Origin of the sequence: Sorangium sp. So ce296 (genome assembly GCF_051529605.1) — a bacterium.
Classification (GTDB): domain Bacteria; phylum Myxococcota_A; class Polyangia; order Polyangiales; family Polyangiaceae; genus Sorangium; species Sorangium cellulosum_D.
The window spans coordinates 4,520,699-4,540,471 of record NZ_CP150325.1; the positions used below are offsets into that span (position 1 = coordinate 4,520,699).

General features: G+C 71.2%; 17 protein-coding genes. 12 read left to right on the top strand and 5 right to left on the bottom strand.

Features of this window, described 5'->3' with window-relative positions:
* Positions 1-36: 36 nt before the first annotated feature.
* Complete coding sequence (locus WME98_RS17030; RefSeq protein WP_061622496.1) at positions 37-324, bottom strand: hypothetical protein; 288 nt, start codon at positions 322-324, stop codon at positions 37-39.
* Positions 325-536: 212 nt separating this feature from the next.
* Between WME98_RS17030 and hutU the strand changes: the two genes are divergently transcribed.
* Positions 537-2,210: a urocanate hydratase gene (gene hutU / locus WME98_RS17035; RefSeq protein WP_437952220.1), complete on the top strand. Its 1,674-nt coding sequence runs from the start codon at positions 537-539 to the stop codon at positions 2,208-2,210.
* 5 nt (positions 2,211-2,215) lie between these two features.
* Here hutU and WME98_RS17040 read toward each other — a convergent pair whose 3' ends face one another.
* A complete protein-coding gene (locus tag WME98_RS17040; RefSeq protein ID WP_437952222.1) occupies positions 2,216-3,142 on the bottom strand; it encodes a deoxyribonuclease IV in 927 nt (308 codons plus the stop codon).
* A 265-nt stretch (positions 3,143-3,407) separates the two neighbouring features.
* Here WME98_RS17040 and WME98_RS17045 point away from each other — a divergent pair, with 265 nt between their 5' ends.
* From WME98_RS17045 to WME98_RS17065, 5 genes are all read left to right on the top strand, one after another.
* Positions 3,408-7,982, top strand: a complete 4,575-nt coding sequence (locus tag WME98_RS17045; RefSeq protein WP_437952223.1) for an AMP-binding protein — start codon at positions 3,408-3,410, stop codon at positions 7,980-7,982.
* Complete coding sequence (locus tag WME98_RS17050) at positions 7,979-8,980, top strand: NAD-dependent epimerase/dehydratase family protein (RefSeq protein ID WP_437334220.1); 1,002 nt, start codon at positions 7,979-7,981, stop codon at positions 8,978-8,980. The genes WME98_RS17045 and WME98_RS17050 overlap by 4 nt, the downstream gene beginning before the upstream one ends.
* 310 nt (positions 8,981-9,290) lie before the next feature.
* Positions 9,291-10,322, top strand: coding sequence for a sensor histidine kinase (locus WME98_RS17055; protein WP_437952224.1), 1,032 nt, complete (start codon positions 9,291-9,293; stop codon positions 10,320-10,322).
* Positions 10,319-11,866, top strand: a complete 1,548-nt coding sequence (locus WME98_RS17060) for an RAD55 family ATPase (RefSeq protein ID WP_437952226.1) — start codon at positions 10,319-10,321, stop codon at positions 11,864-11,866. The genes WME98_RS17055 and WME98_RS17060 overlap by 4 nt, the downstream gene beginning before the upstream one ends.
* Complete coding sequence (locus WME98_RS17065; RefSeq protein WP_437952228.1) at positions 11,863-12,249, top strand: response regulator; 387 nt, start codon at positions 11,863-11,865, stop codon at positions 12,247-12,249. The genes WME98_RS17060 and WME98_RS17065 overlap by 4 nt, the downstream gene beginning before the upstream one ends.
* A gap of 43 nt (positions 12,250-12,292) precedes the next feature.
* Here the strand turns inward: WME98_RS17065 and WME98_RS17070 are convergent, their stop codons facing one another.
* Positions 12,293-13,186 carry a DUF2267 domain-containing protein gene (locus WME98_RS17070; protein WP_437334224.1) on the bottom strand — a complete coding sequence of 298 codons (894 nt, stop codon included), beginning with the start codon at positions 13,184-13,186 and terminating at the stop codon, positions 12,293-12,295.
* Positions 13,187-13,643: 457 nt separating this feature from the next.
* Here WME98_RS17070 and WME98_RS17075 point away from each other — a divergent pair, with 457 nt between their 5' ends.
* The 6 genes from WME98_RS17075 (at position 13,644) to WME98_RS17100 (ending at position 18,987) form a co-directional block, all read left to right on the top strand.
* Positions 13,644-14,591 carry a hypothetical protein gene (locus WME98_RS17075; RefSeq protein WP_437952230.1) on the top strand — a complete coding sequence of 316 codons (948 nt, stop codon included), beginning with the start codon at positions 13,644-13,646 and terminating at the stop codon, positions 14,589-14,591.
* A complete protein-coding gene (locus tag WME98_RS17080) occupies positions 14,585-16,174 on the top strand; it encodes a protein kinase (protein WP_437952231.1) in 1,590 nt (529 codons plus the stop codon). Before WME98_RS17075 ends, WME98_RS17080 begins: the two co-directional genes overlap by 7 nt.
* Positions 16,175-16,377: 203 nt before the next feature.
* A complete protein-coding gene (locus WME98_RS17085; protein ID WP_437952232.1) occupies positions 16,378-17,088 on the top strand; it encodes a hypothetical protein in 711 nt (236 codons plus the stop codon).
* A 45-nt stretch (positions 17,089-17,133) separates the two neighbouring features.
* Positions 17,134-17,982, top strand: a complete 849-nt coding sequence (locus tag WME98_RS17090; protein WP_437952234.1) for a hypothetical protein — start codon at positions 17,134-17,136, stop codon at positions 17,980-17,982.
* A gap of 228 nt (positions 17,983-18,210) precedes the next feature.
* Entirely contained in the window at positions 18,211-18,759 is a 549-nt protein-coding gene (locus tag WME98_RS17095) for a hypothetical protein (RefSeq protein WP_437952236.1), read from the top strand.
* Between the two features lie 9 nt (positions 18,760-18,768).
* The gene (locus tag WME98_RS17100) at positions 18,769-18,987 is read left to right on the top strand and encodes a hypothetical protein (RefSeq protein ID WP_437952237.1); all 219 of its coding nucleotides are present in this window, start codon (positions 18,769-18,771) and stop codon (positions 18,985-18,987) included.
* 82 nt (positions 18,988-19,069) lie between these two features.
* Here WME98_RS17100 and WME98_RS17105 read toward each other — a convergent pair whose 3' ends face one another.
* Together WME98_RS17105 and WME98_RS17110 are read right to left on the bottom strand one after the other, a co-directional pair.
* Positions 19,070-19,468, bottom strand: coding sequence for a hypothetical protein (locus WME98_RS17105; protein WP_437952238.1), 399 nt, complete (start codon positions 19,466-19,468; stop codon positions 19,070-19,072).
* 83 nt (positions 19,469-19,551) lie between these two features.
* Entirely contained in the window at positions 19,552-19,716 is a 165-nt protein-coding gene (locus WME98_RS17110) for a hypothetical protein (RefSeq protein WP_437952239.1), read from the bottom strand.
* Positions 19,717-19,773: the final 57 nt, after the last annotated feature.

Genomic DNA, 19,773 nt, shown 5'->3' on the forward strand with positions numbered 1-19,773 from the left:
CTGGACGAGCTCCAGCTGGACGAGCTCTAGCGGGCGCTAGAAGGGGTCGCAGGGGGCGTCGTCGGTGCGCTTGGTGATGTCGTAGCAGCAGTAGTCGCCGTCGTACTCGGGCTCGCTGTCGACCGACTTGACCTCGCCGCCGCAGGAGGAGCCGCCGAAGTACTCGAGCGCCTCTTCCTGGGAGGGGCACGCCCCCTCGTACTTGGTCCACTCGAAGCACCCGACCTTGTCGCACCCCGTGGTCGCGAGGGAGACCGCCAGGGCTGCGAGCGGTAGGGCCCGGACCGGGCAACGCGCGAGGGCCGAACGGATCGTCGAGATCATGGATTCTCCCGGGGTCGGGCGCTGCTGCGCCGCGGGCGAGCATACTCCGGTTCGGACGAAGCCGGCTGTCCGGGAGCTGCGCCGGGCGCGCCGAGCCGCCTTACGTCACGCGCCGGCGCGGCGCGCTCCGTGGCGCGGCGCGCGCGACGGAGCGCGCCACGGAGCGCGCCGCGCCGCCTGGTCGGCCTCCACCCGCTGGGGTACACGACAGCATGGCGACCGGAGAACAGGGGGCCCGGGTGGTGCGCGCGCCGCGCGGGAGCGAGCGGAGCTGCAAGGGGTGGATCCAGGAGGCGGCGCTCCGGATGATCCACAACAACCTGGATCCGGAGGTCGCGGAGCGTCCCGACGACCTCGTGGTCTACGGCGGCACCGGGAAGGCCGCGCGATCGTGGGAGGCGTTCGACGTGATCGTCCGCGAGCTCCGGGAGCTCGAGGACGACGAGACGCTCCTCGTGCAGTCGGGCAAGGCGGTGGGCCGCTTCCGCACGCACCCGGACGCGCCCCGCGTGCTCCTCGCGAACTCGAACCTCGTGGGCCGGTGGGCGACGTGGGACGAGTTCCGGCGCCTCGAGGCGCTGGGCCTGACCATGTATGGACAGATGACCGCGGGCTCCTGGATCTACATCGGCTCGCAGGGCATCGTGCAGGGCACGTACGAGACGTTCGTCGCCGCGCGCAAGGCGCACGCCGCGCGCGCGCCGGGCGGCGGCCGCTGGGTGCTCACCGCGGGGCTCGGCGGCATGGGCGGCGCGCAGCCGCTCGCCGCGACCATGGCCGGCATGGCCTGCCTCGGCGTCGAGATCGACCCGGCGCGCATCGAGAAGCGGCTCCGCACCCGCTACGTCGACGAGCGCATCGACGACCTCGATCGCGCCCTCGACGCCGTCCTCGACGGCGTCCGGCGCGGGGCGCCGCGCTCGATCGCCCTCTGCGGCAACGCCGCCGACGTCTACCCGGAGCTCGTCCGCCGCGGCGTCACGCCGGACCTCGTCACCGAGCAGACCGCGGCGCACGATCCGCTCGTCGGCTACGTCCCGCCGGGGCTCACGCTGGAGCAGGCGGCGGAGCTGCGCGCCCGCGACCCCGTGGCGTACGTCGCGCGCGCGAAGGCGGGGATGCGGCTCGAGGTCGAGGCGATGCTCGAGATGCAGCGGCGCGGGGCCGAGGTCTTCGACTACGGCAACAACATCCGCACCTGCGCGATGGAGGCGGGCTGCGAGGGCGCGTTCGCGATCCCCGGCTTCGTGCCCGCGTACGTGCGCGAGCTGTTCTGCCAGGGCAAGGGCCCGTTCCGCTGGGTGGCGCTCTCGGGCGATCCCGAGGACATCCTCGCCACCGACCGCGCGGTGCTCGAGGCGGTCCCGGGCGACCCGGATCTCCGGAGGTGGATCGAGCTCGCGGAGCAGCGGATCGCGTTCCAGGGGCTCCCGTCGCGCATCTGCTGGCTCGGCTACGGCGACCGCGCGAAGGTGGGGCTCGCCTTCAACGAGCTCGTGCGCACCGGCCGGGTGAAGGCGCCGCTCGTGATCGGGCGCGACCACCTCGACTGCGGGTCGGTCGCGTCCCCGTTCCGCGAGACCGAGGCGATGAAGGACGGCTCGGACGCGATCGCCGACTGGGCGATCCTCAACGCGCTCGCGAACACGGCCGGCGGCGCGTCGTGGGTCAGCTTCCACCACGGCGGCGGCGTCGGGATCGGCAACTCGCTGCACGCCGGGATGGTGATCGTCGCCGACGGCACCGAGGCCGCGCGGCGGCGGCTCGAGCGGGTGCTCACCATCGACCCGGGGATGGGGATCATCCGGCACGCGGACGCGGGGTACGAGACGGCGATCCGCGTGGCGGACGAGAAGGGCGTCCGGGTGCCGCACCGGGCGAGGTGACGGCGTCAGCCTCGAGGGGCGCGCGGCTTGCGCTTCGTCGGCGGTCGGGCATCGGCGGGGGGCGGCGCCGCTGCCGGCTCGGGCGCGCCCCGGAGGGCGCGCAGCCGCGCGATCTCCTCCGCGTAGCCGCGCCGCTCCTTCGAGAGCGGCGGCAGCTCGACCACCGCCGGCACGCGCGCGAGCCGCGCGTCGTTCGCGAGGCGCCAGAACGGCGCGAGCCCCATCTCCCCGTCGCCGATGCGCTCGTGCCGATCGACCCGCTGGCCGAGCGCCGCCTTCGAGTCGTTCACGTGCATGCACCGCAGCCGATCCATGCCGAGGAGCCGGTCGAAATCGCCGAAGAACCGCGCGTAGCCGGCCTCGCTCCGGAGATCGTGCCCCGCCGCGAACGCGTGCTGCGTGTCGATGCAGACCCCGAGCCGCGCCCCCTCGGGCCCGGCGCGCTCGATCATCGCGGCGATGTGATCGAGGCGATCGCCGAGCGTCGACCCCTGCCCGGCCATGTTCTCGATGCACAGCTGCGCGCGGAGCCCCTGCCCCCGCGAGAGCACGATCGCGAGGCTCTCGCCGATGCGATCGAGGCCGGCCTCCTCGCCGAGCCCGCGGTGCGCGCCCGGGTGGAACACGACGAAGTCGATCCCGAGCGCGTCGCAGCGCGCGAGCTCCTGGAACAGCGCCTCCCGCGAGCGCTCGAGGATCGAGGCGTCGTCGGCGCACAGGTTGATGAGGTAGCTCGCGTGGGCGAGCGTCGCGCCCGCCCACGCCGCGCGCGCGGCCCGGAACGCGGCGATCTGCTCCGCGCCGAGCGCAGGCTCCCGCCACTGGCCCGAGACCTTGGTGAAGATCTGCAGCACCTCGCAGCGATCCTCACCCGCCAGCGCGATCGCGCGGTGGAGGCCGCCGGCCACGGACTCGTGCGCCCCGAAGATCATCGGCCGCACTGCTTGGGTCGCGCCCCCCGCGCCGGCAAGCCATTCCTCCGAGCGCGACGGATCTGCCACGCCGCCGCGACGCGCGCGCGACCGCGACCCCAGGAACACGCCGTCCGATCCTCCGCGAGGACCCCGATTCCACGCGCAAACGCGCGAGCAAACCCCATGCCGGGAGGGCGCGAACCTCCGTTCGCGGCACCTCACCCTTGACGCGTTCCGGCCCAGGCGCGAATTGAGCGGCCTTCCTGGAGTCTCGATGAGCCATATGGGTGTTACGAACGGGGCCGGCGCCCGCGGGGTGGAGCCGGGGTCGCCGGGTGCGGCCAAGGGCGAGGAAACCGCGGCGGCCCCGCCGCTGGTGCCGTCTCAGGTGCTCTCGGGCAAGCGGCTCGTGGTGGTCGGAGGCACCGGGTTCCTCGGCAAGGTCTGGCTGGCCATGCTGCTCGCCAGGTTCCCGGAGATCGACCACATCTACCTGCTCGTCCGCGCCAAGGACAGCCAGTCGCCCGAGGAGCGCTTCTGGTCGCAGATCGCGACCTCGCCCGTGTTCGACCCGATCCGCGAGCAGCACCCGGGGCCCGCCTTCGAGGAGTACCTGCGGCGGAAGATCACCCCCATGAACGGCAACGTCGGCCAGCCGATGCTCGGCCTCAGCGACCGCGTGGGGGAGCTCACCGGCAAGGTCGCCGCCGTCGTGAACGTCGCCGGGGTCGTCGACTTCAACCCCCCGCTCGACGAGGCGCTCGAGGTCAACGCGTTCGGCATCAGCAACCTGGTCGAACTCGCGCGGGCCCTCGGGGCCAAGGTGATGCACACGAGCACCTGCTTCGTCGCGGGGTACCGCTCCGGGCTCATCGAGGAGAACCACCCGGCCGAGATCCCCTTCCCCCGCGCCGCGGGCGAGACGTGGTTCGGCGCCGCCTGCCCGAAGCGCACCCTCGATCGATCGCACTGGGATCCGCAGCGCGAGATCAGCGAGTGCCTCGACCTCGTGAAGCAGGCGCGCCAGCGGTGCGAGGACGCCTTCCGGCAGAGCGCCTTCCTCGACGAGGCCAAGGCCAACCTGGCCGCCCGCGGCGAGCCGAGCCGCGGCAGCGCGCTCGAGAACGAGCTCGCCAGGGTGAAGCGCAAGTTCATCAAGGACCGGCTCGTCGAGGCCGGCAAGGAGCGCGCGCTCTTCTGGGGGTGGACCAACATCTACACCTACACGAAGAGCATCGGCGAGCAGGTCCTCGCGAGCTCCGGGCTGCCCTTCACCATCGTGCGCCCCGCCGTCGTCGAGACCGCCGTCGAGTTCCCGTTCTGCGGCTGGAACGAGGGGATCAACACCTCGGCGCCCTACCTCTACCTCGCGTCGAAGGGGCAGGTGCAGTTCCCGGGCGACCACGACGTGCGGCTCGACCTCATCCCGGTCGACATGACCGCGAGCGGCATGATCGCCTCGCTCTGCGAGCTCATCGAGGGCCGCGCGCCCGCCGTGTACCAGTACGGGTCGACCGACACGAACGGCTGCCGCGTGACGCGCTACCTGGAGCTCGCCGGGCTCTACAAGCGACGGCAGGTCTTCGAGGGGAAGAAGACCGCGCTCTTCGACATCGTGTCGTCCCGGTTCGAGCCGCGCGGCCTCACGCGGCAGCAGTACGGCGCGCACGGCGCGCGCGCCATCGAGGGCGCGCTCCGCGGACTCGGCGGCCTGCTCAAGTCGGCGAGCGTCGGCCCCGCCGCGGCCCTGCTCAAGCCGGCGGCGGCCGCGCTGGAGAGCGCCGCCAAGGCCGAGCAGAAGACCGCCACCCTCCTCGAGGTCTTCATGCCGTTCGTCGCGGAGGCCGACTGGGTCTACTCGTGCGCCAACACGCGCGCCGCGATGGCCCGCATGCCGCCCGAGGAGCGGGCGCGCTTCACCTGGGCGCCCGAGGCGATCGACTGGCGCGACTACATCTGGAACGTCCACCTCCCCGGCCTGGAGAAGTGGGCCTTCCCGCTCATGGAGGACATGCTCCGCCGGGAGATCAAGCCGCTCCGGCCCTACGACAGCCTCGTCGACCTGCTCGACGAGGTCGCCGAGCGCTTCGATCACGCGCTCTCCCTCCAGCGGATCGAGCAGGACGGGCTCTCGCGCACGAGCTACCGCGAGCTCCGCGACGCCGCCTGCAAGACGGCCGCGCGCCTCGCCGCCCTCGGCGTCCGCCGCGGCGATCGCGTGGCGCTCTCCGGCGAGAACCAGCCGTCGTGGCCCATCGCCTACTTCGGCATCCTCCGCGCGGGCGCCGTCGCCGTGCCGATCGACCCCGCGCTCGACGCGGAGGCGTTCGCGGGCATCGTCCGCTCGTCGACGGCGAAGGTCGTGCTCTGGGACGGCGGCGTCGAGGAGAAGATCGGCGCCGCGGTGCGCGCGGCGCTGCCGAACCTGTACGCCTTCGACCTCTGCGGCTTCGCCGAGGGCCGCGTGGCCGACCTGGGGCCGGCGTCCGGCGAGGGGCTCGCGCCCCCGGACGTGCGCCTGGGCAGCGAGGACGTCGCGAGCGTCGTCTACACGAGCGGCACGACCGGGGAGCCGAAGGGCGTGCTGCTCACGCACGGCAACTTCACCGCGCTGCTCGCCGCCCTCGCCCCGCTGTTCCCGCTCAAGGCGAGCGATCGCGTGCTCAGCGTGCTGCCGCTCCACCAGACCTTCGAGGTCACCTGCGGCCTGCTCCTGCCGCTGTCGCAGGGCGCGCGGATCATCTACCTCGACGAGGTCTCGGCCGACCGGGTGACCGACGGGCTGAAGCGGGCCCGCGTCACGGCGATGGTCGGCGTGCCGGCGCTCTGGCAGATGCTGGAGCGCCAGATCGTCGCCCGCGTGAAGGAGCAGGGGCCCGCCGCGGCCGCCGCGTTCAGCTGGGCGATGGAGCTGAACCGCATGCTCGGCAAGCGCTTCGGGCTGAACGTGGGGCGGCTCTTCTTCGGGAGCGTCCACGAGGCGCTCGGCGGCAACGTCCGCTTCCTCATCTCCGGCGGCGCCGCGCTCCCCAAGGACACCGCCGCCGTGTTCAAGGGGCTCGGCCTGCCGCTCGCCGAGGGCTACGGCCTGACCGAGGCGGCGCCGCTCCTGACCGTCGCCAAGCCGTCGCCGACGGTGAGCCCCGGGAACGTGGGCAAGCCGATCCCCGGCGTGCAGATCAAGATCGCGAACCCGGACGCGAGCGGCGTCGGCGAGGTGCTCGCGCGCGGCCCCAACGTCATGAAGGGCTACGCCGAGGGCGCCGGCGCGACCGAGGCCGCGCTCGACGCGGACGGGTGGCTCCACACGGGCGATCTCGGCAGGCTCGACAAGCAGGGGCGGCTCGTCCTCGTCGGCCGGCAGAGCGAGGTGATCACCGCGGCGAAGGGCGAGAACGTGTACCCGGCCGACGTCGAGCGCCAGCTCGGCAAGGTCGCGCACGTGAAGGAGCTCGCGATCGTCGGGATCGACAACGGCCGCGGCGGCGAGCAGGTCGCCTGCCTCGCCGTCCCCGCGGCGCCGAGCGCGAAGGGCGAGGGCGGCGACGAGGCGCTCGCGCGGGCGGCGCAGCACGAGCGCGCGCTCGACGCGCTCCGCACGGCGATCCAGGCGCTGCCCAAGCCGTGCCACCCGATGGCGCTGCACCTCCACGACGCCGACCTGCCGCGCACCGCGTCCGGCCAGGTGAAGCGCGCCGAGGTGAAGGCGATCGTCGAGCGCCTCGCCGCCTCGGCGGCCGAGGCGGGCGCGGGGGCGCTCGCGCAGGACGCCGGCGCCGCGGCCGCCGAGCCGACGCCGCACAAGCCGGGCGAGGAGCCGATCCACATCCCCCGCCCGGTGGCCGACTTCGCGAAGCACTGGATGAACAAGGTCCAGTCCGGCTTCTACGGGAACGTCATGCGCCCGAAGGTCTACGGGCGCGCGTTCATCCCGCACAACCGCAACACCATCGTCGTCTCGAACCACGCGAGCCACCTCGACATGGGGCTCGTGAAGTTCGCGCTGGGCAGCTACGGCGACGGCATCGTCTCGCTCGCCGCCCAGGACTACTTCTTCGAGGGCAACCGCTGGCGGCGCGCCTACTTCGAGAACCTCACGAACCTGGCGCCCTTCGACCGCAAGGGCGGCCTGCGCACGGCGCTGCGCCAGACCGGCGAGATCCTCGACCGCGGGCGGACCGTGCTGCTCTTCCCCGAGGGCACGCGCAGCCCCGACGGCAGCATCCTGGAGTTCAAGCCGGCGATCGGGCACCTCGCGCTCACGCACAACGTCGACATCCTGCCCCTCTACCTGGGCGGGACCTTCGAGGCGCTCCCCAAGGGGCGCAGCGTGCCGATCCGCCGCGATCTGGTCGCGCGCATCGGGCCGCCGCTCGAGATCGCCGACCTCCGCCGGCTCACCGCCGGGATGAAGTACGCGCTGGCCTGCCGCAAGGTCGCGGAGCTCACGCAGCTCGCCGTGATCAAGCTCAAGGAGGGCAGCGCCCTCGACCTGCGCCGGGTCGAGAGCATCGATCAGGCCGCCACCACGAAGGAGCACCCGCTCACGGTCCTGTTCCGCGAGCTCGAGTCGAAGTACGTGGCCGGGCGGGTCACCCAGCCGATCACCTACTACGTCACGCTCGGGGCGGAGGAGGAGGCGAAGTGGACGCTGCGGATCGATCCGGCCAGCTGCGAGGCGCGGATCGGCAAGCCGAGCCAGCAGGCGGACTGCGTCCTCAAGACGACGCCGGAGATCTTCACCAAGATCGTCCGAGAGGCCTACACGCCGAGCCCGATGGAGTTCATGACGGGCCTCGTGAAATCGAACGACATCTCCCTCCTCCAGACCTTCCAGAAGGTTTTCGATCTCGCATGAGCCGCTACCTCGTCACCGGCGCGACCGGTTTTCTGGGCTCGCACCTCGTCTCGGCGCTGCGCGGGGCGGGCCACGACGTCGTGGCGCTCTGCCGGGCGGAGGCGCCCGCGCTCGCCGAGCAAGGCGTCGCGCTCCGCCGCGGGGACGTCCTCGACGCGGCGTCGGTCCGCGCCGCCGCCGAGGGCTGCGAGGGCCTCTTCCACTGCGCCGGGCGCGTCTCGCGGCGCCGCGAGGACGCCGAGGCGCTCTACCGGACGCACGTCGAGGGGACCAAGATCACCCTCGACGCCTGCCGCGGCGCGGGGGTGAAGCGCGCGGTGATCGCGAGCACGAGCGGCGTCGTGGCGGTGAGCCGGGATCCGGACGACATCCGCGACGAGACGGCGGAGCCGCCGATGGACATCATCGCCGGCTGGCCGTACTACCGCTCGAAGCTGTACGCCGAGCGCGCGGCCTTCGATCGCAACGGGCCCGGCTTCGAGGTCGTCGCCGTCAACCCGAGCATCCTGCTCGGCCCGGGCGACGTCCACGGCGCGTCGACGGGGGACGTCGTGAGCTTCCTCGAGCGCCGGCTCCCCTTCATCCCCGCGGGCGGCCTCTCCTTCGTCGACGCCCGCGACGCGGCGCAGGGGATGGTGCTGGCGATGGAGAAGGGCCGCCCGGGCGAGCGCTACCTGCTCGGCGCCGCCAACATGAGCCTCGACGTCTTCTTCCACCGTCTCTCGCGGGTCTCGGGCGTCCCGGCCCCGGCCCTGCGGCTGCCGCGGAGCATCGCGCTCGCCAAGGCGGGCGCGCACCTCATCGAGCGGGCGCGGAAGCGGCTGCCGTTCGACCTGCCGGTCGACCCGGTGTCGGCCGAGATGGGCCAGCACTTCTGGTACCTCGACGCGACGAAGGCCCGGCGAGAGCTCGGCTGGACGCCCCGCGACCCGCTCGAGACGCTGGCGGACACCGTCGCCGATCTGCGCGCGCGCGGCGTCGTCTGGCCGCAGCCGTAGGCCACGCCGCGCGCCGAGGTGCGCTGGACCAGCGAGAGCGGCACTCCCCTTCGACCATCGATGGTGGTCCGTCACCACCCCCGCACGCGCCAAGTTGCCCCGCGCAATGGCGTTACGCCACAGCCGCCCTCCGGCGCCGGCGCGAGCGCCGCTTTGCGCCGGAGCTCCCGCCGGAGGACCGGGGCGGTCCGCCCTTTGCACGATGAGCCTGCTCGAGACCCCGCAGACAGCGAGGAGCGCGAGCTTGGTGAGACCGCATCTATCCACCGAACCCAACGCCGCAGACGCGATTCAGGCAGGCCTCGTGTTGATGACCGTCGGACGGGGTGGCCGGGTCATCTTCGCCAACCCGTCGGCGCGCGAGATCTCGTTTGCCTACGAGGACCTGGACGGGCACACCCCGCAGGTCACCGACGCCGACGGGAAGCCGCTCGGGCCCGACGAGCGGCCGCGGTCCCGCGCCCTCCGGGGCGAGTCGTTCGGCCCCCTGCTGACGCACTGGAAGACCGCCGAGGGCGACTTCGCGCTCCTCGTCCGGTGCGACGCCGTCGACCACGGCGACAAGCTCGCCGCGCTCACCTTCATCGACGTGACCGCCTTCCAGCGCTGGACGGAGGACACGCGCGCCGCGCTCGCCGCCCGTGACGAGTTCCTGTCGATCGCGGCGCACGAGCTCCGGTCGCCCCTCAACGCCCTGCTCCTCACCCTTCATCGCATCAAGCTGCGCGTCCCGCCGGACGGGTCGTTCCCGGAGCTCGACAGGCTCGTCGACATGTCGGAGCGCCAGATCGATCGCCTGACCAGCCTGGTCCAGAACCTCCTCGACGTGACCCGGATCCGCGCCCGCCGGCTCGAGCTCGATTTCGAGCCGAAGGATCTGCTCCAGATCGTGCGTGACGCCGCGGAGGCGATCGCCGAGCACGCCCGGACGGCCGGGACGCCGGTCCAGATCGTGGCCAGCGAGCCCATTTTCGGGCTCTGGGACGGCGCGCGCATCGAGCAGGTCGTGCAGAACCTGCTCACGAACGCGCTGAAGTACGGCGGCGGCGGCCCGATCGAGGTCTCCCTCGCGCGCGAGGGCACGACGGCCAAGCTCACGGTGCGCGACCACGGGCCGGGCGTCGCCGCGGAGGACCACGACCGGGTCTTCGAGCCCTTTCAGCGGATCGCCTCCACCTACAAATCGCAGAGCCTCGGGCTCGGTCTCTACATCGTGCGCGAGATCGTGCAGGCGCACGGCGGCAGCATCGTCATCGAACCCCCCGACGGCGGGGGCGCGGCGTTCGTCGTTCGCCTGCCGGTCGCGCAACCGACGTCGGAGACTTCAGCGGAACCGTCATGACGCGAGAACGTGAACACCCGAGAGACGCACAGGCACCCTCGACCGAGGACAGGCAGAGCGACAGTTCGAGCGCGGACATCCCCCGGCTGGAGACCGGCATTCCGCGGCTCGATTACATCCTGAAGGGCGGCTTCCTCCGCAACGGCACCTACGCCCTGATGGGGCCGCCCGGGAGCGGAAAGACGATCTTCGGCAACCAGCTCTGCTTCGAGCACATCCGGAGGAGCCCGAGCGCGCGGTGCGTCTACGTGACGCTCCTCGTCGAGTCGCACAGCAAGATGATCCGCCACCTGCGCGGCATGAAGTTCTTCGATACGGGGATGATCCCCGATCGCATCTACTACATCAGCGGCTACCCGGCGCTCCGCGATCAGGGCCTGCCGGCGCTGCTGGAGCTCTTGCGCCGCACCCTGCGCGAGCGCCGCGGCACAGACGTGCTCGTGATCGACGGGCTCGAGAGCGTCGAGCAGCGCGCGCCGACCGCGCTTTCGTTCCGCGAGTTCGTGCACGAGATCCAGGGGCTCTCGGCCCTGAACGACTGCACGACCTTCCTCCTCTCGAGCACGCGCGATCCGTCGCACGCCGAGAACGCGCTCGTGGACGGCGTCATCGAGCTCACCGATAAGCTGATCGGGCCGCGGGCCGTCCGGGAGCTCACGGTGCACAAGTTCCGCGGGAGCGACTACCTGCGCGGCAAGCACGAGGTCGAGATCGACACGTCCGGGATGGTCATCCACCCGCGCACCGAGATCCAGTTCGACAGCCCGCGGGCGAGCGCGTCCGAGGAGCGCTGCCGGATGGGCTTCGGGATCGAGAGCTTCGACGCGATGCTCGAGGGCGGCTTGCCCTCGGGCTCGACGACCGCCCTCCTCGGGGCGCCCGGCACCGGCAAGACGCTCCTCGGTCTCTCGTTCCTGGCCGAGGGGGCGAGGCGGGGCGAGCACGGGATCTACTTCGGCTTCTACGACCCTCCGCCGCGGCTCCGCGACAAGGCCCGGAAGGTCGGGATCGATCTCGACGCCCACATCGAGAGAGGGGCGATCCGGCTCATCTGGCAGCCGCCGCTGGAGCACATGATGGACGCGCTGGCCGAGCAGCTGCTCGAGCTCCTGCGCCAGGATCCGACGCCGCGGAGGCGGCTGTTCATCGACGGCATCGAGGGCTTCCGGGCCGCGTCGGTCTACCCGGACCGGATGCCGCGGTTCCTCTCGGCGCTCACGAACCAGCTCAGGATGCTCGACGTGACGACCGTGGTGACCGAGGAGCTCGACCTGTTCACGCCGCTCATCAAGTTGCCGACTCCCGAGCTCGGGAACGTGGTCGAGACCGTCATCCTGCTCCGGTACGTCGAGCTCCGGTCGCAGATCCACCGGCTCATCTCGGTCATGAAAATGAGAGAGAGCCTCTACGACAGGTCGATCCGCGAGTTCGTCATCTCCGAGCGCGGCATCGAGGTGGCGAGCTCGTTCGCGTCGGCGGAGCAGATCCTCTCGGGGCAGGCGCGGCTCCTCGCCGGAATGCAGCAGAGAGAGGAGGCGCCGTGACGACGGTGCTGGTGGTGGACGACGAGCTCGACCTCCTCGCGTGCATCGAGGGGCTGCTCGAGGACGAGGGGTACTCGGTCGTGACGTGCCCCGACGGCAAGCAGGCGCTCGATTACCTGCGAGGGGCGCGTCCGGATCTCGCCCTCGTCGACCTGATGATGCCGATCATGAGCGGCTTCGACCTCATCCAGGCCGTCTCCGCGGAGCGGCGGCTCGACGGCATGCCGATCGTCATCATGAGCGCGGTGGAGCAGCGCCACGAGCTGCTCCAGAAGCTCGGCGACCGGGCGCAGGCCGTCCTCAAGAAGCCGTTCACGGCCGACAAGCTCCTCGGCACGGTCCGCAAGCTGCTCGCGGCGACCGCGCCCGCGCCGGCCCCCTGAGGCGCCGCCCCGGCGGCTCAGACTGAGGCGCCGCCCCGGCGGCTCAGACCGCCCGGCGCAGGGGGGTCGGCGGGAACAGGTCCTTCATGTCGAGCGGGAGCTGGCCGCGGAACCCCTCGATCTCGCCGGCGGAGACGCTGTCCGCGACCGCCTCGCAGATCGCCTGCAGCACGAAGCCGGCCGCCTCGCGGTCCATGCGCAGCTCGCGGGCGACGTCGTCCTCGATGGTCGCCGTCGTGATGCGTTTGTCGGGCCCGTCGAGGAACGGATCGAGCGACGGGTGGAGCTTGGAGGGGAGCTGCGCGATGAGGTGACGCGCCTCCTGGGGCGTCACCCTGCGGCAGAGGTTGCCGAGGACGATCTGCAGCGCGAGCTCGGCGCGGTCGCGCTGCTGGAGGCCGCTGTGGCGCTCGACCGCGTGCAGCAGCCGGCCATAGGCGCTGTCCGCGCGCGCCTTGCGCCGGGTGAGGGCGCGCACGGGGCCGCGCGAGCGCTGCTCGGGGCGCGCGATCCCCTCCGGGTGCAGCGCGCCCCCCGGCTTGAACCGGGCGGCCACCTCGAGCTGCGCGCGCACGACGGAGCCGGCGGCCTCGGCGTCGATGGCGCCGTCGGCGAGCAGGTCGTCCAGGGTCACGACGCCGACGGGCCGCCCTTGCTCGGTCAGCGGCACGCGCCGACACGCATGATCGCGCATGATGCGCACGGCGTCGTCGATCGACGCGTCGATTTCGAGCGTCGCGATCTCGTCCGACATGACGTCGCGCAGCGCGGTGCTGCGCGCGTCGAGATCGCCTGCCACGATCTCGAGCGCGATGTCGCGGTCGGTGACGATGCCCGCGAGGCCCTGGCCATCGTGGACCAGGACCGCGCCGACGTGGTTGTCGACCATCGCCCTCACCGCGTCGTAAGCGGTCGAGCGCGGGCTCAGAACGATCATTCGCGGGCGTCGGTATTGTTCTAGCGGCATGGCGAGATCCCTCCCCTGGGTAGCGCTGGCGCGTGGGCGCGTTGAACGGCGGCTAGCCAGAACGGTACCAACGGAGAGGACGGCGCGAGGATCGTCGCGGTCCGGACAGGCGCGGCTTTCCTGAGCGCGGCCGGGCACGGCGGCGCGCTCTGCCTCGTGCCCTTCGAGAGGCGCGGGAGCGGCGCCAAGCGTCCGGATCGTCAGCCGTTACGGCGATCTTCTCGGCAGCAGACGAGAAATTTCGACGTGCGCTCACAATGCACAGCACGGAACATGCGGCGCCTCGGCGCGCTTGACGGCGTCGTCGTGGTGGTACGAAAGTCGACGCCGCGCTGGGCGGGCCAGCGCGGCGTCGTGGCCTCTTCGATCCGGCGGGTGAACCGTGCGTGCTCCTCTTCTGCGGGACCATCTACGGCAAGCGGCCGCCGTGGCCGTCGCCCTTGCCTCCATGTTCCCCCTCCAGGCCGTGGCCGCGGACCCCTCTGCGCGGGACCGCGAGGTCCAGGAGCTCATCGACGAGGCGGAGAAGGCCGCCAAGCGGCTCGATCTCGCTCGCGCTCGCGAGCTCTGGGCGCGCGTCCGTGCGCTCAAGCCCTCGACCATGGCCATCTGCCAGCTCGGCGTGTTCGATCTCGGCCTCGACCGCCTCGAGGAGGCCGCGGCCGAGCTCGAGACGTGCGTCGAGCAGATGCCCGCGCCGACCAACGACATCGAGCGCCGCCGCTACGAGGTGAGGCACGCCGCCCTGGCGGCCGTTCGGCAGCGCGTGGCCGAGCTCCACATCAGCCCCCCGCCGGGCACGGCGCGGCTCCTCGTGGACGGCCGCGAGGTGAGCGCGGGCGGCCCGGTCTTCGTCACGCCTGGACAGCACGAGGTCACGGCGATCGGCAAGCAGGGGCAGGTAGCCCATGCGCTCGTGAAGGTGGCGGCGCGCGATTCGCGGCGCGTCTCGCTCGCCTTCGAGACCCCGAAAGCTGCCGCCGCAAAGGTCCCTGTGCCGGCTCCGGTCGCTCCAGCGCCGGCGCACGCCAGGCCGAACCCCTCGATCATCGGCGCCGGCGCGGCCGCGTCGGCGGCCCTGCTCGGCGCTGGCATCGGGCTTCACGTCGCGGGCGACTTCGCCGAGCGCGAGACGGTCGCCAAGGTGACCCGCCTGAACGACGGCTCGATGCTCCACAGCAGCGCCGAGTATCGCCGAATCTACGACGAAGCGGACGCGGCCGACGCTCGAGCGAGCCTCTTCCGTGGCTTCGGCTCGGCGGCGCTCGTCGCCGGCGCAGCGCTCGGCGCCGCGACGATCGTCTACGTCGTCTGGCCGCGGAAGGCCGAGATCCGCCCGCGAGGCGCCGGCGCGGAGGTCAGGCTCGTATGGTAGCCGTCGGCGACGTCTGGGAAGGTCACGAGCTGCTCAGCGAGGAGCGCGGCCTGGTCCGTCACTTCCTCGCGCGGCAGGTCGGCGACACGAGGGCGCTCGTCCGGTTGCACCTCCGCGAGGGCGCGCGCCTCGACGAGCGCGTGTTCGCCGAGGAGCTCGCGCGCCTGCAGCGCCTCGCGGGCGAGGTCCCGGAGGTCGTCCCCGTGCTCTACGGTGGGGTGAGCGGCTCCGTCGCGTGGGCAGCATCGCCCGCGCTCGGCGACGCGGTCCCGCTCCTCGACGCCGCGCGCGGGAGCGAGCTCGGGCCGGATGCACTCCAGGTGCTGATCGAGGTCGGGCGCTGCCTTGCGCGCGCTCACGAGCTCTCGTTCATCCATGGCGCCCTCAGTCCGGACCGGGTCTTCGTCGTGGGCGATGGTCGAACCGCGATCACGCACTTCGGCTTTGTCCGACTCTTTCAGCTCGGCGCGGAGGAGGCGCGTCACGACCCGTACGGGTACGCACCGCCGGAGCTCCTCTCCGGGGGTCGGCTGGGACCTCGCGCGGACGTCTACGGCTTCGGCACGCTCATGTACGAGCTCTCGTGCAAGCGCGCCCTCTCGCCGTGGACCACGCCGCCGAGCTTCCCCAGCGGGCTCCCTCCGCTGCTCCAGGCCGTGATCCAGATGGCCCTCGAGGAGGACCCCAGACGGCGGCAGCCGAGCATCGGTGAGGTGCTCTCTGTCCTGACGCCCTTCGCGCGCGCGTGGGAGGATCTCGGCAGACCGCCGGACCTGCCCTTCGCGAACATCCTTGCGGAGCCGTCCGGCGCTCGGTGCGAGCCGGCCGAGGGAGCGCCGCTCCCGGTGGAGGGCGAGGCCCAACCGGTCGCGCCGGGTGAAGCAGGGGGACGCGCCAGCGACCGACCCACGCCGCGCCCTTCCGGAGCGCCCGACACGGTCGAGAGCGTGATGCCGCCGCAGGACGCGCGGGACGACGGCACCCACGCGCCTTCGGTCGCCGCGCCGCGCCCTCCTGAGACGCCCGACACGCTCAAGAGCGCGGTGCCCGCGGTGCCGCCGCTGGCACCGCGGGACCACGCCCTCCACGCGCCTCCGGCGGCGCCGCGGTCGCCTCCAGTCCCCGATCTTCCCGACCTCGCTCCGATGCTGCCGGTCGCGCCGGCACCCTCGACCTCTCCACGTTCCCCGGCGCTGCCCCGCGCGCCGGCGGCCCCGCCCCCTCCGCGCCCGAGCGGCCCCCCAGGGCGACGCTCCTCCGCGCGCTGGTTCGGTGCCGTGCTCGCGCTGGCGTTCGTGCTGGGCAGCGCGGCCGCGGTCCTGTGGTGGGAGCCCCCTCATCGGGCCGTGCTGAGCCTGGGACCGATCGTCCGGGCTGCAGCCGTCCGAGCCACCCCGCCGCCATCGGCTCGGCCGCTCGATCGATGCCCTGAGCCGCTCCCAGGGGCCGCCGCCCCGCCGCCCGTCGCGGCGCGGCCCCGCGCGAACCGCCCTGCCGCTCCCGCGCGGCAGGCCATGGAGACGCCGGTGCAGGGGCCCGATCTCTGTGACGGCTTCGTCCCTTGTCAGAAGGTCATTTACTGAGCAGCGGGAGGGGTCTCATGAGGTCGAGCGCTTGCTTTGTAAGTGTCGCCGTCGTGCTGACGGCGTGTGGGGACGGGCTCGAGGCCTACGGTGTCGCTGCCCCGCGGGCGGACGACAACGCCGTATGGCTCTGGACTGGCGAGAGTCCCGATGCGCCGGCGTGTCCGGGTCACCGGCTGGATTTCTGGGAGGGTTGGGCTGACATGGGTGCCGTCGAGGAGTGCGGCGTGTGCACGTGCGGACCAGCCCTGTGCACGTTGCCGTCGAGCGTGACAGCGCACAGGTCGCTGCGCTGCGGCGACTACGGAACCGAGATCGTCTTCGATGATCAAGCTGCGGACGAGGGACAATCCGGCGTGTGCCGCAAGGCTGCCCCTCCTGTGCCAAGCGAGGTGTTCGCCTCGGTCACCTTCGAGCCGCCGACCCTCGCTGCCGAGTGCGTTGCCTCGCCGTCGTTCGACCCCCCTCCGATCTCCGCGCGCTTTGCAAAGGCATGTCCGATGGGGCTAGGTATTCATGCGTCGATTGACTGGCAAGCGTGCATCTCTCCCGAAGATGACGGCCAGTGTCCGCCAGGGTTCAACATGCGATGGGAGTTCAAGGAACGAATCGCAGACGCACGCACGTGCACCCCATGTTCCTGCGAGGCTCCGGTGGGTGGGAGCTGCGAGGCCGAACTGCTCGTATATGCCGAGACCAGCTGCACCACCAAGATCATCGGAGGTGGGTTCGGCATCGACCAGAACGACAGTCGGTGCACCGACCTCGATCCCCTTCCGATCGCGGCGATGCGTGCGGTACTCACCCGGCAAAGGCCGGGCACGTGCGCGCCGACGTCGCCCGTCTCACAGGTAATGGGCGATCTCGTCAGCGGAGAAAGGCGCGTTTTCTGCTGCTCCAACAACTTCAACTGAAGGGCGGTACCCACGATGCGGCCGAATGCATCATCCCTCCTTGCAGTGTTCACACTGCTCGGGTGCTCCTCGATCGATCTTCCACCAGAGCTACCGAAGCCCGATCTGACCAAGCAATTATTTATCCTCATGGAAAGGGCGGAAGAATTCACGCGATGCGAGAATTTCAACGAGGAGCTTGCATGGGAAGGGTACTTCGAAGCAGAGGGGTTCAGCGCGGAGAACGAATGTGAGCCCTGCGAGTGTGCTCCGGCCGAGTGCGCGCTGCCGCCGAAGGTGACCGCCAACGCGTCGGTTTGTCCTGGCGAGGACGCCGTCGGCACGCTCGAAGCAGGCGCATCATGGGACGGTTCCTGTACAGCGGCGGCGGAGCCAATCCCGAGCGACGCCTTCGCTACAGTGACCTTCGAGCCGCCGACCCTCGCCCCGTGCGCGCCTGTGTCGACGGAACCGAAGCCGTCGATGGGCAGTCTACGGTTTGTCAGGGCCTGCAAATCCGATCCTCCCGGATGGGCGCCGACCCTCAGCGCGACGTGCTACCCTCCCCAGGAAACCGGCGAGTGTTGGGAGGGATATACGCACAAGCGTGAGTTTCCCATGCTCAACGACACCCGCAAATGCTCTCCATGCTCTTGCGGCGCGCCGAGCGGCGGAAGCTGCACGGTGAAGACCACGCTGTACCAGGATCCGTACTGCGTCAGCGAGATCGCAGCGGAGGTCATCGCCGATCAAGATGAACCTATTTGCACCAGGACGACGAATGCGCCGCTTGCGTCGATGCGATCGCGGTTCACGGTGAACGAGCCTGGCACGTGCGCCCCGTCGACCGACTCCAAGATCGTGAGCGGTTCCCTGGAACGCGGGTTCACACACGTTTTGTGCTGTGATCGCTAGGCGCTGCAGGCGGGCACGACGGCGCCCGCGCCGCGCTCGCGCTCCCGCCCGTCGTCGCCGGCATCGTGCCCGAGCTCGGCCAGGTGGCCGGCGGCGAGCTCAGGGCCGTGCCACCCCCGCCGCGACCCCCTGTCCAGGGGGGGCCGATCCCACGACGCCCACCAGGTGTGGCATGCCGCTCGCAAACCTGTCATCGCGGGCCGGAGTCGGCGCCGCGGGGACGGGCACATGGGCAGCAGGATCATCCTGGGAACGGCCGCGCTCGTGAGCATGACGGCCTGCGAAGCGGCGGAGGAACCTGGCAAAGCGGGAGCGGACGGCCGCGAAGCAGAGCAAGCCGAAGGCGCGCCGCCGAGCTTCGTGTTCAGCGTGGACCGGGCGATCACGGCAGAGGACGCGATCCCGCAGATCCTGAACGCTGGGCGCCCTCAGCTCGCCGCCGCGTGTGCCGAGTACCCCGGAGCGTTGATCCGCGTATTCAACCCGCTTGCCTTGGGCGCGTACGAGGACGTGACGTGCTCCGCGGTGCTCGACGGCGAGGGAGCCGGGGAGGCCAACGCGGCGCTCGCCAACGCTGAGCGCGGCGGGCCGATCGGTGTGGCGCAGCAGGAGCTCTCGCCGTTCTCGATAGGCTGCGGTGTCTTCGTGGGCGCATCAGCTCTCGTTGCGCAGTTTGGTGTGTGCCCGCGTGCGAGGACGGAGCGAGCCAGGAAGCGCTGCGATTACTGGACAGGCGGTGGATTCGTCGGCCTCGGCGTGCTGTGCGGGTTCTTCTGAGGCGCATCGATGACGACCGATCTCAGGCCGCTGAGAGTCCTCGGGATTCTGCTGTGCGGAGGGCTGCTGGCAGCTCCGACGGTGGCGAGCTACCACGAGCCGCTGCAACCGATGGGCCTGAACGTCATCCGCGCCCTGTTCCCGCTCTGGATCGCCTTGCTCATCCAGTTGTGCATCGACGAAGGCCGCGCACGCGAACGGGCCGCGCGCGAGGGGCGTGGAGAGTGAGCACGGGACGACGCGAGCCTCGCGCAGAACCTACCAGCCGAAGCCGACCTGACCACGACCGGAGAAGGTCAGCGAGTCATCTTCATGGATTCGTCGCCTTGACGCCGACGCGTTTCGGCCACTTCGCGAGGAAGCTCGAGCTCCAAGCGACCATGGACGACGGCGGCTCGCCTTCACCATCCCATGAAGCGGCCAGCGCTTCGAGCTCGCTCCTGGCAGCTTCGAGCTCGCGCCTGGCAGCGATGCCGCGGGGAGTCTTCAGCGATCCAATCTGCGGGCGAACCGCTGCAAGCGTCTCCAACAACTCCTCCTTCCGCAGCACGCCATCCGTTGTCATCGCCCCAGCAAAACCGCCACGCGTCTCTCGCTCCAAATTTGACGGAGCCCACGCGATGTGGCCGAGCGCCGCAAACACGGTGAGCGTGGAGACAAAAGGCGCTGCCAGGCTGCTCGCATCGACCGCTGCGGGGGGCGGGTCCATATCGCACGGCGAGGGGTATACCCATTGATACATCTCCGTAAACAGACAGCCACATAGCCTGACTTCCCCCAGAGTACGCAGGTTCACCGCCACGCCGCGCACGTGGCCGCGCACAGCCGCGCGGCCACGAGCCGGGCGTGTTCTTCTGTTTTTTTATAGCGCTCGATGTCGGCCTGCTCAATGAGATTAATCCCACGAGGGTAATGTCTGTAAACGACGTCCAGCAGATCTCCAGTGCTGTACTTCATGGATTCATGCTCCTTGCGCTTAGACCCTTGTACTCTTCGCCGTCGAACATGTTGTGC

Bases quoted from the DNA above. Each gene is read 5' to 3' on its own strand.
- WME98_RS17060 (WP_437952226.1), top strand. From the start codon at position 10,319: ATGACGCGAGAACGTGAACACCCGAGAGACGCACAGGCACCCTCGACC.
- WME98_RS17070 (WP_437334224.1), bottom strand. From the start codon at position 13,186: ATGATCGTTCTGAGCCCGCGCTCGACCGCTTACGACGCGGTGAGGGCG.
- WME98_RS17095 (WP_437952236.1), top strand. From the start codon at position 18,211: ATGGGCAGCAGGATCATCCTGGGAACGGCCGCGCTCGTGAGCATGACG.
- WME98_RS17050 (WP_437334220.1), top strand. From the start codon at position 7,979: ATGAGCCGCTACCTCGTCACCGGCGCGACCGGTTTTCTGGGCTCGCAC.
- WME98_RS17085 (WP_437952232.1), top strand. From the start codon at position 16,378: ATGGGTGCCGTCGAGGAGTGCGGCGTGTGCACGTGCGGACCAGCCCTG.
- WME98_RS17040 (WP_437952222.1), bottom strand. From the start codon at position 3,142: ATGATCTTCGGGGCGCACGAGTCCGTGGCCGGCGGCCTCCACCGCGCG.
- hutU (WP_437952220.1), top strand. From the start codon at position 537: ATGGCGACCGGAGAACAGGGGGCCCGGGTGGTGCGCGCGCCGCGCGGG.
- WME98_RS17080 (WP_437952231.1), top strand. From the start codon at position 14,585: ATGGTAGCCGTCGGCGACGTCTGGGAAGGTCACGAGCTGCTCAGCGAG.
- WME98_RS17110 (WP_437952239.1), bottom strand. From the start codon at position 19,716: ATGAAGTACAGCACTGGAGATCTGCTGGACGTCGTTTACAGACATTAC.
- WME98_RS17030 (WP_061622496.1), bottom strand. From the start codon at position 324: ATGATCTCGACGATCCGTTCGGCCCTCGCGCGTTGCCCGGTCCGGGCC.
- WME98_RS17055 (WP_437952224.1), top strand. From the start codon at position 9,291: ATGACCGTCGGACGGGGTGGCCGGGTCATCTTCGCCAACCCGTCGGCG.
- WME98_RS17105 (WP_437952238.1), bottom strand. From the start codon at position 19,468: ATGGACCCGCCCCCCGCAGCGGTCGATGCGAGCAGCCTGGCAGCGCCT.
- WME98_RS17100 (WP_437952237.1), top strand. From the start codon at position 18,769: ATGACGACCGATCTCAGGCCGCTGAGAGTCCTCGGGATTCTGCTGTGC.
- WME98_RS17045 (WP_437952223.1), top strand. From the start codon at position 3,408: ATGGGTGTTACGAACGGGGCCGGCGCCCGCGGGGTGGAGCCGGGGTCG.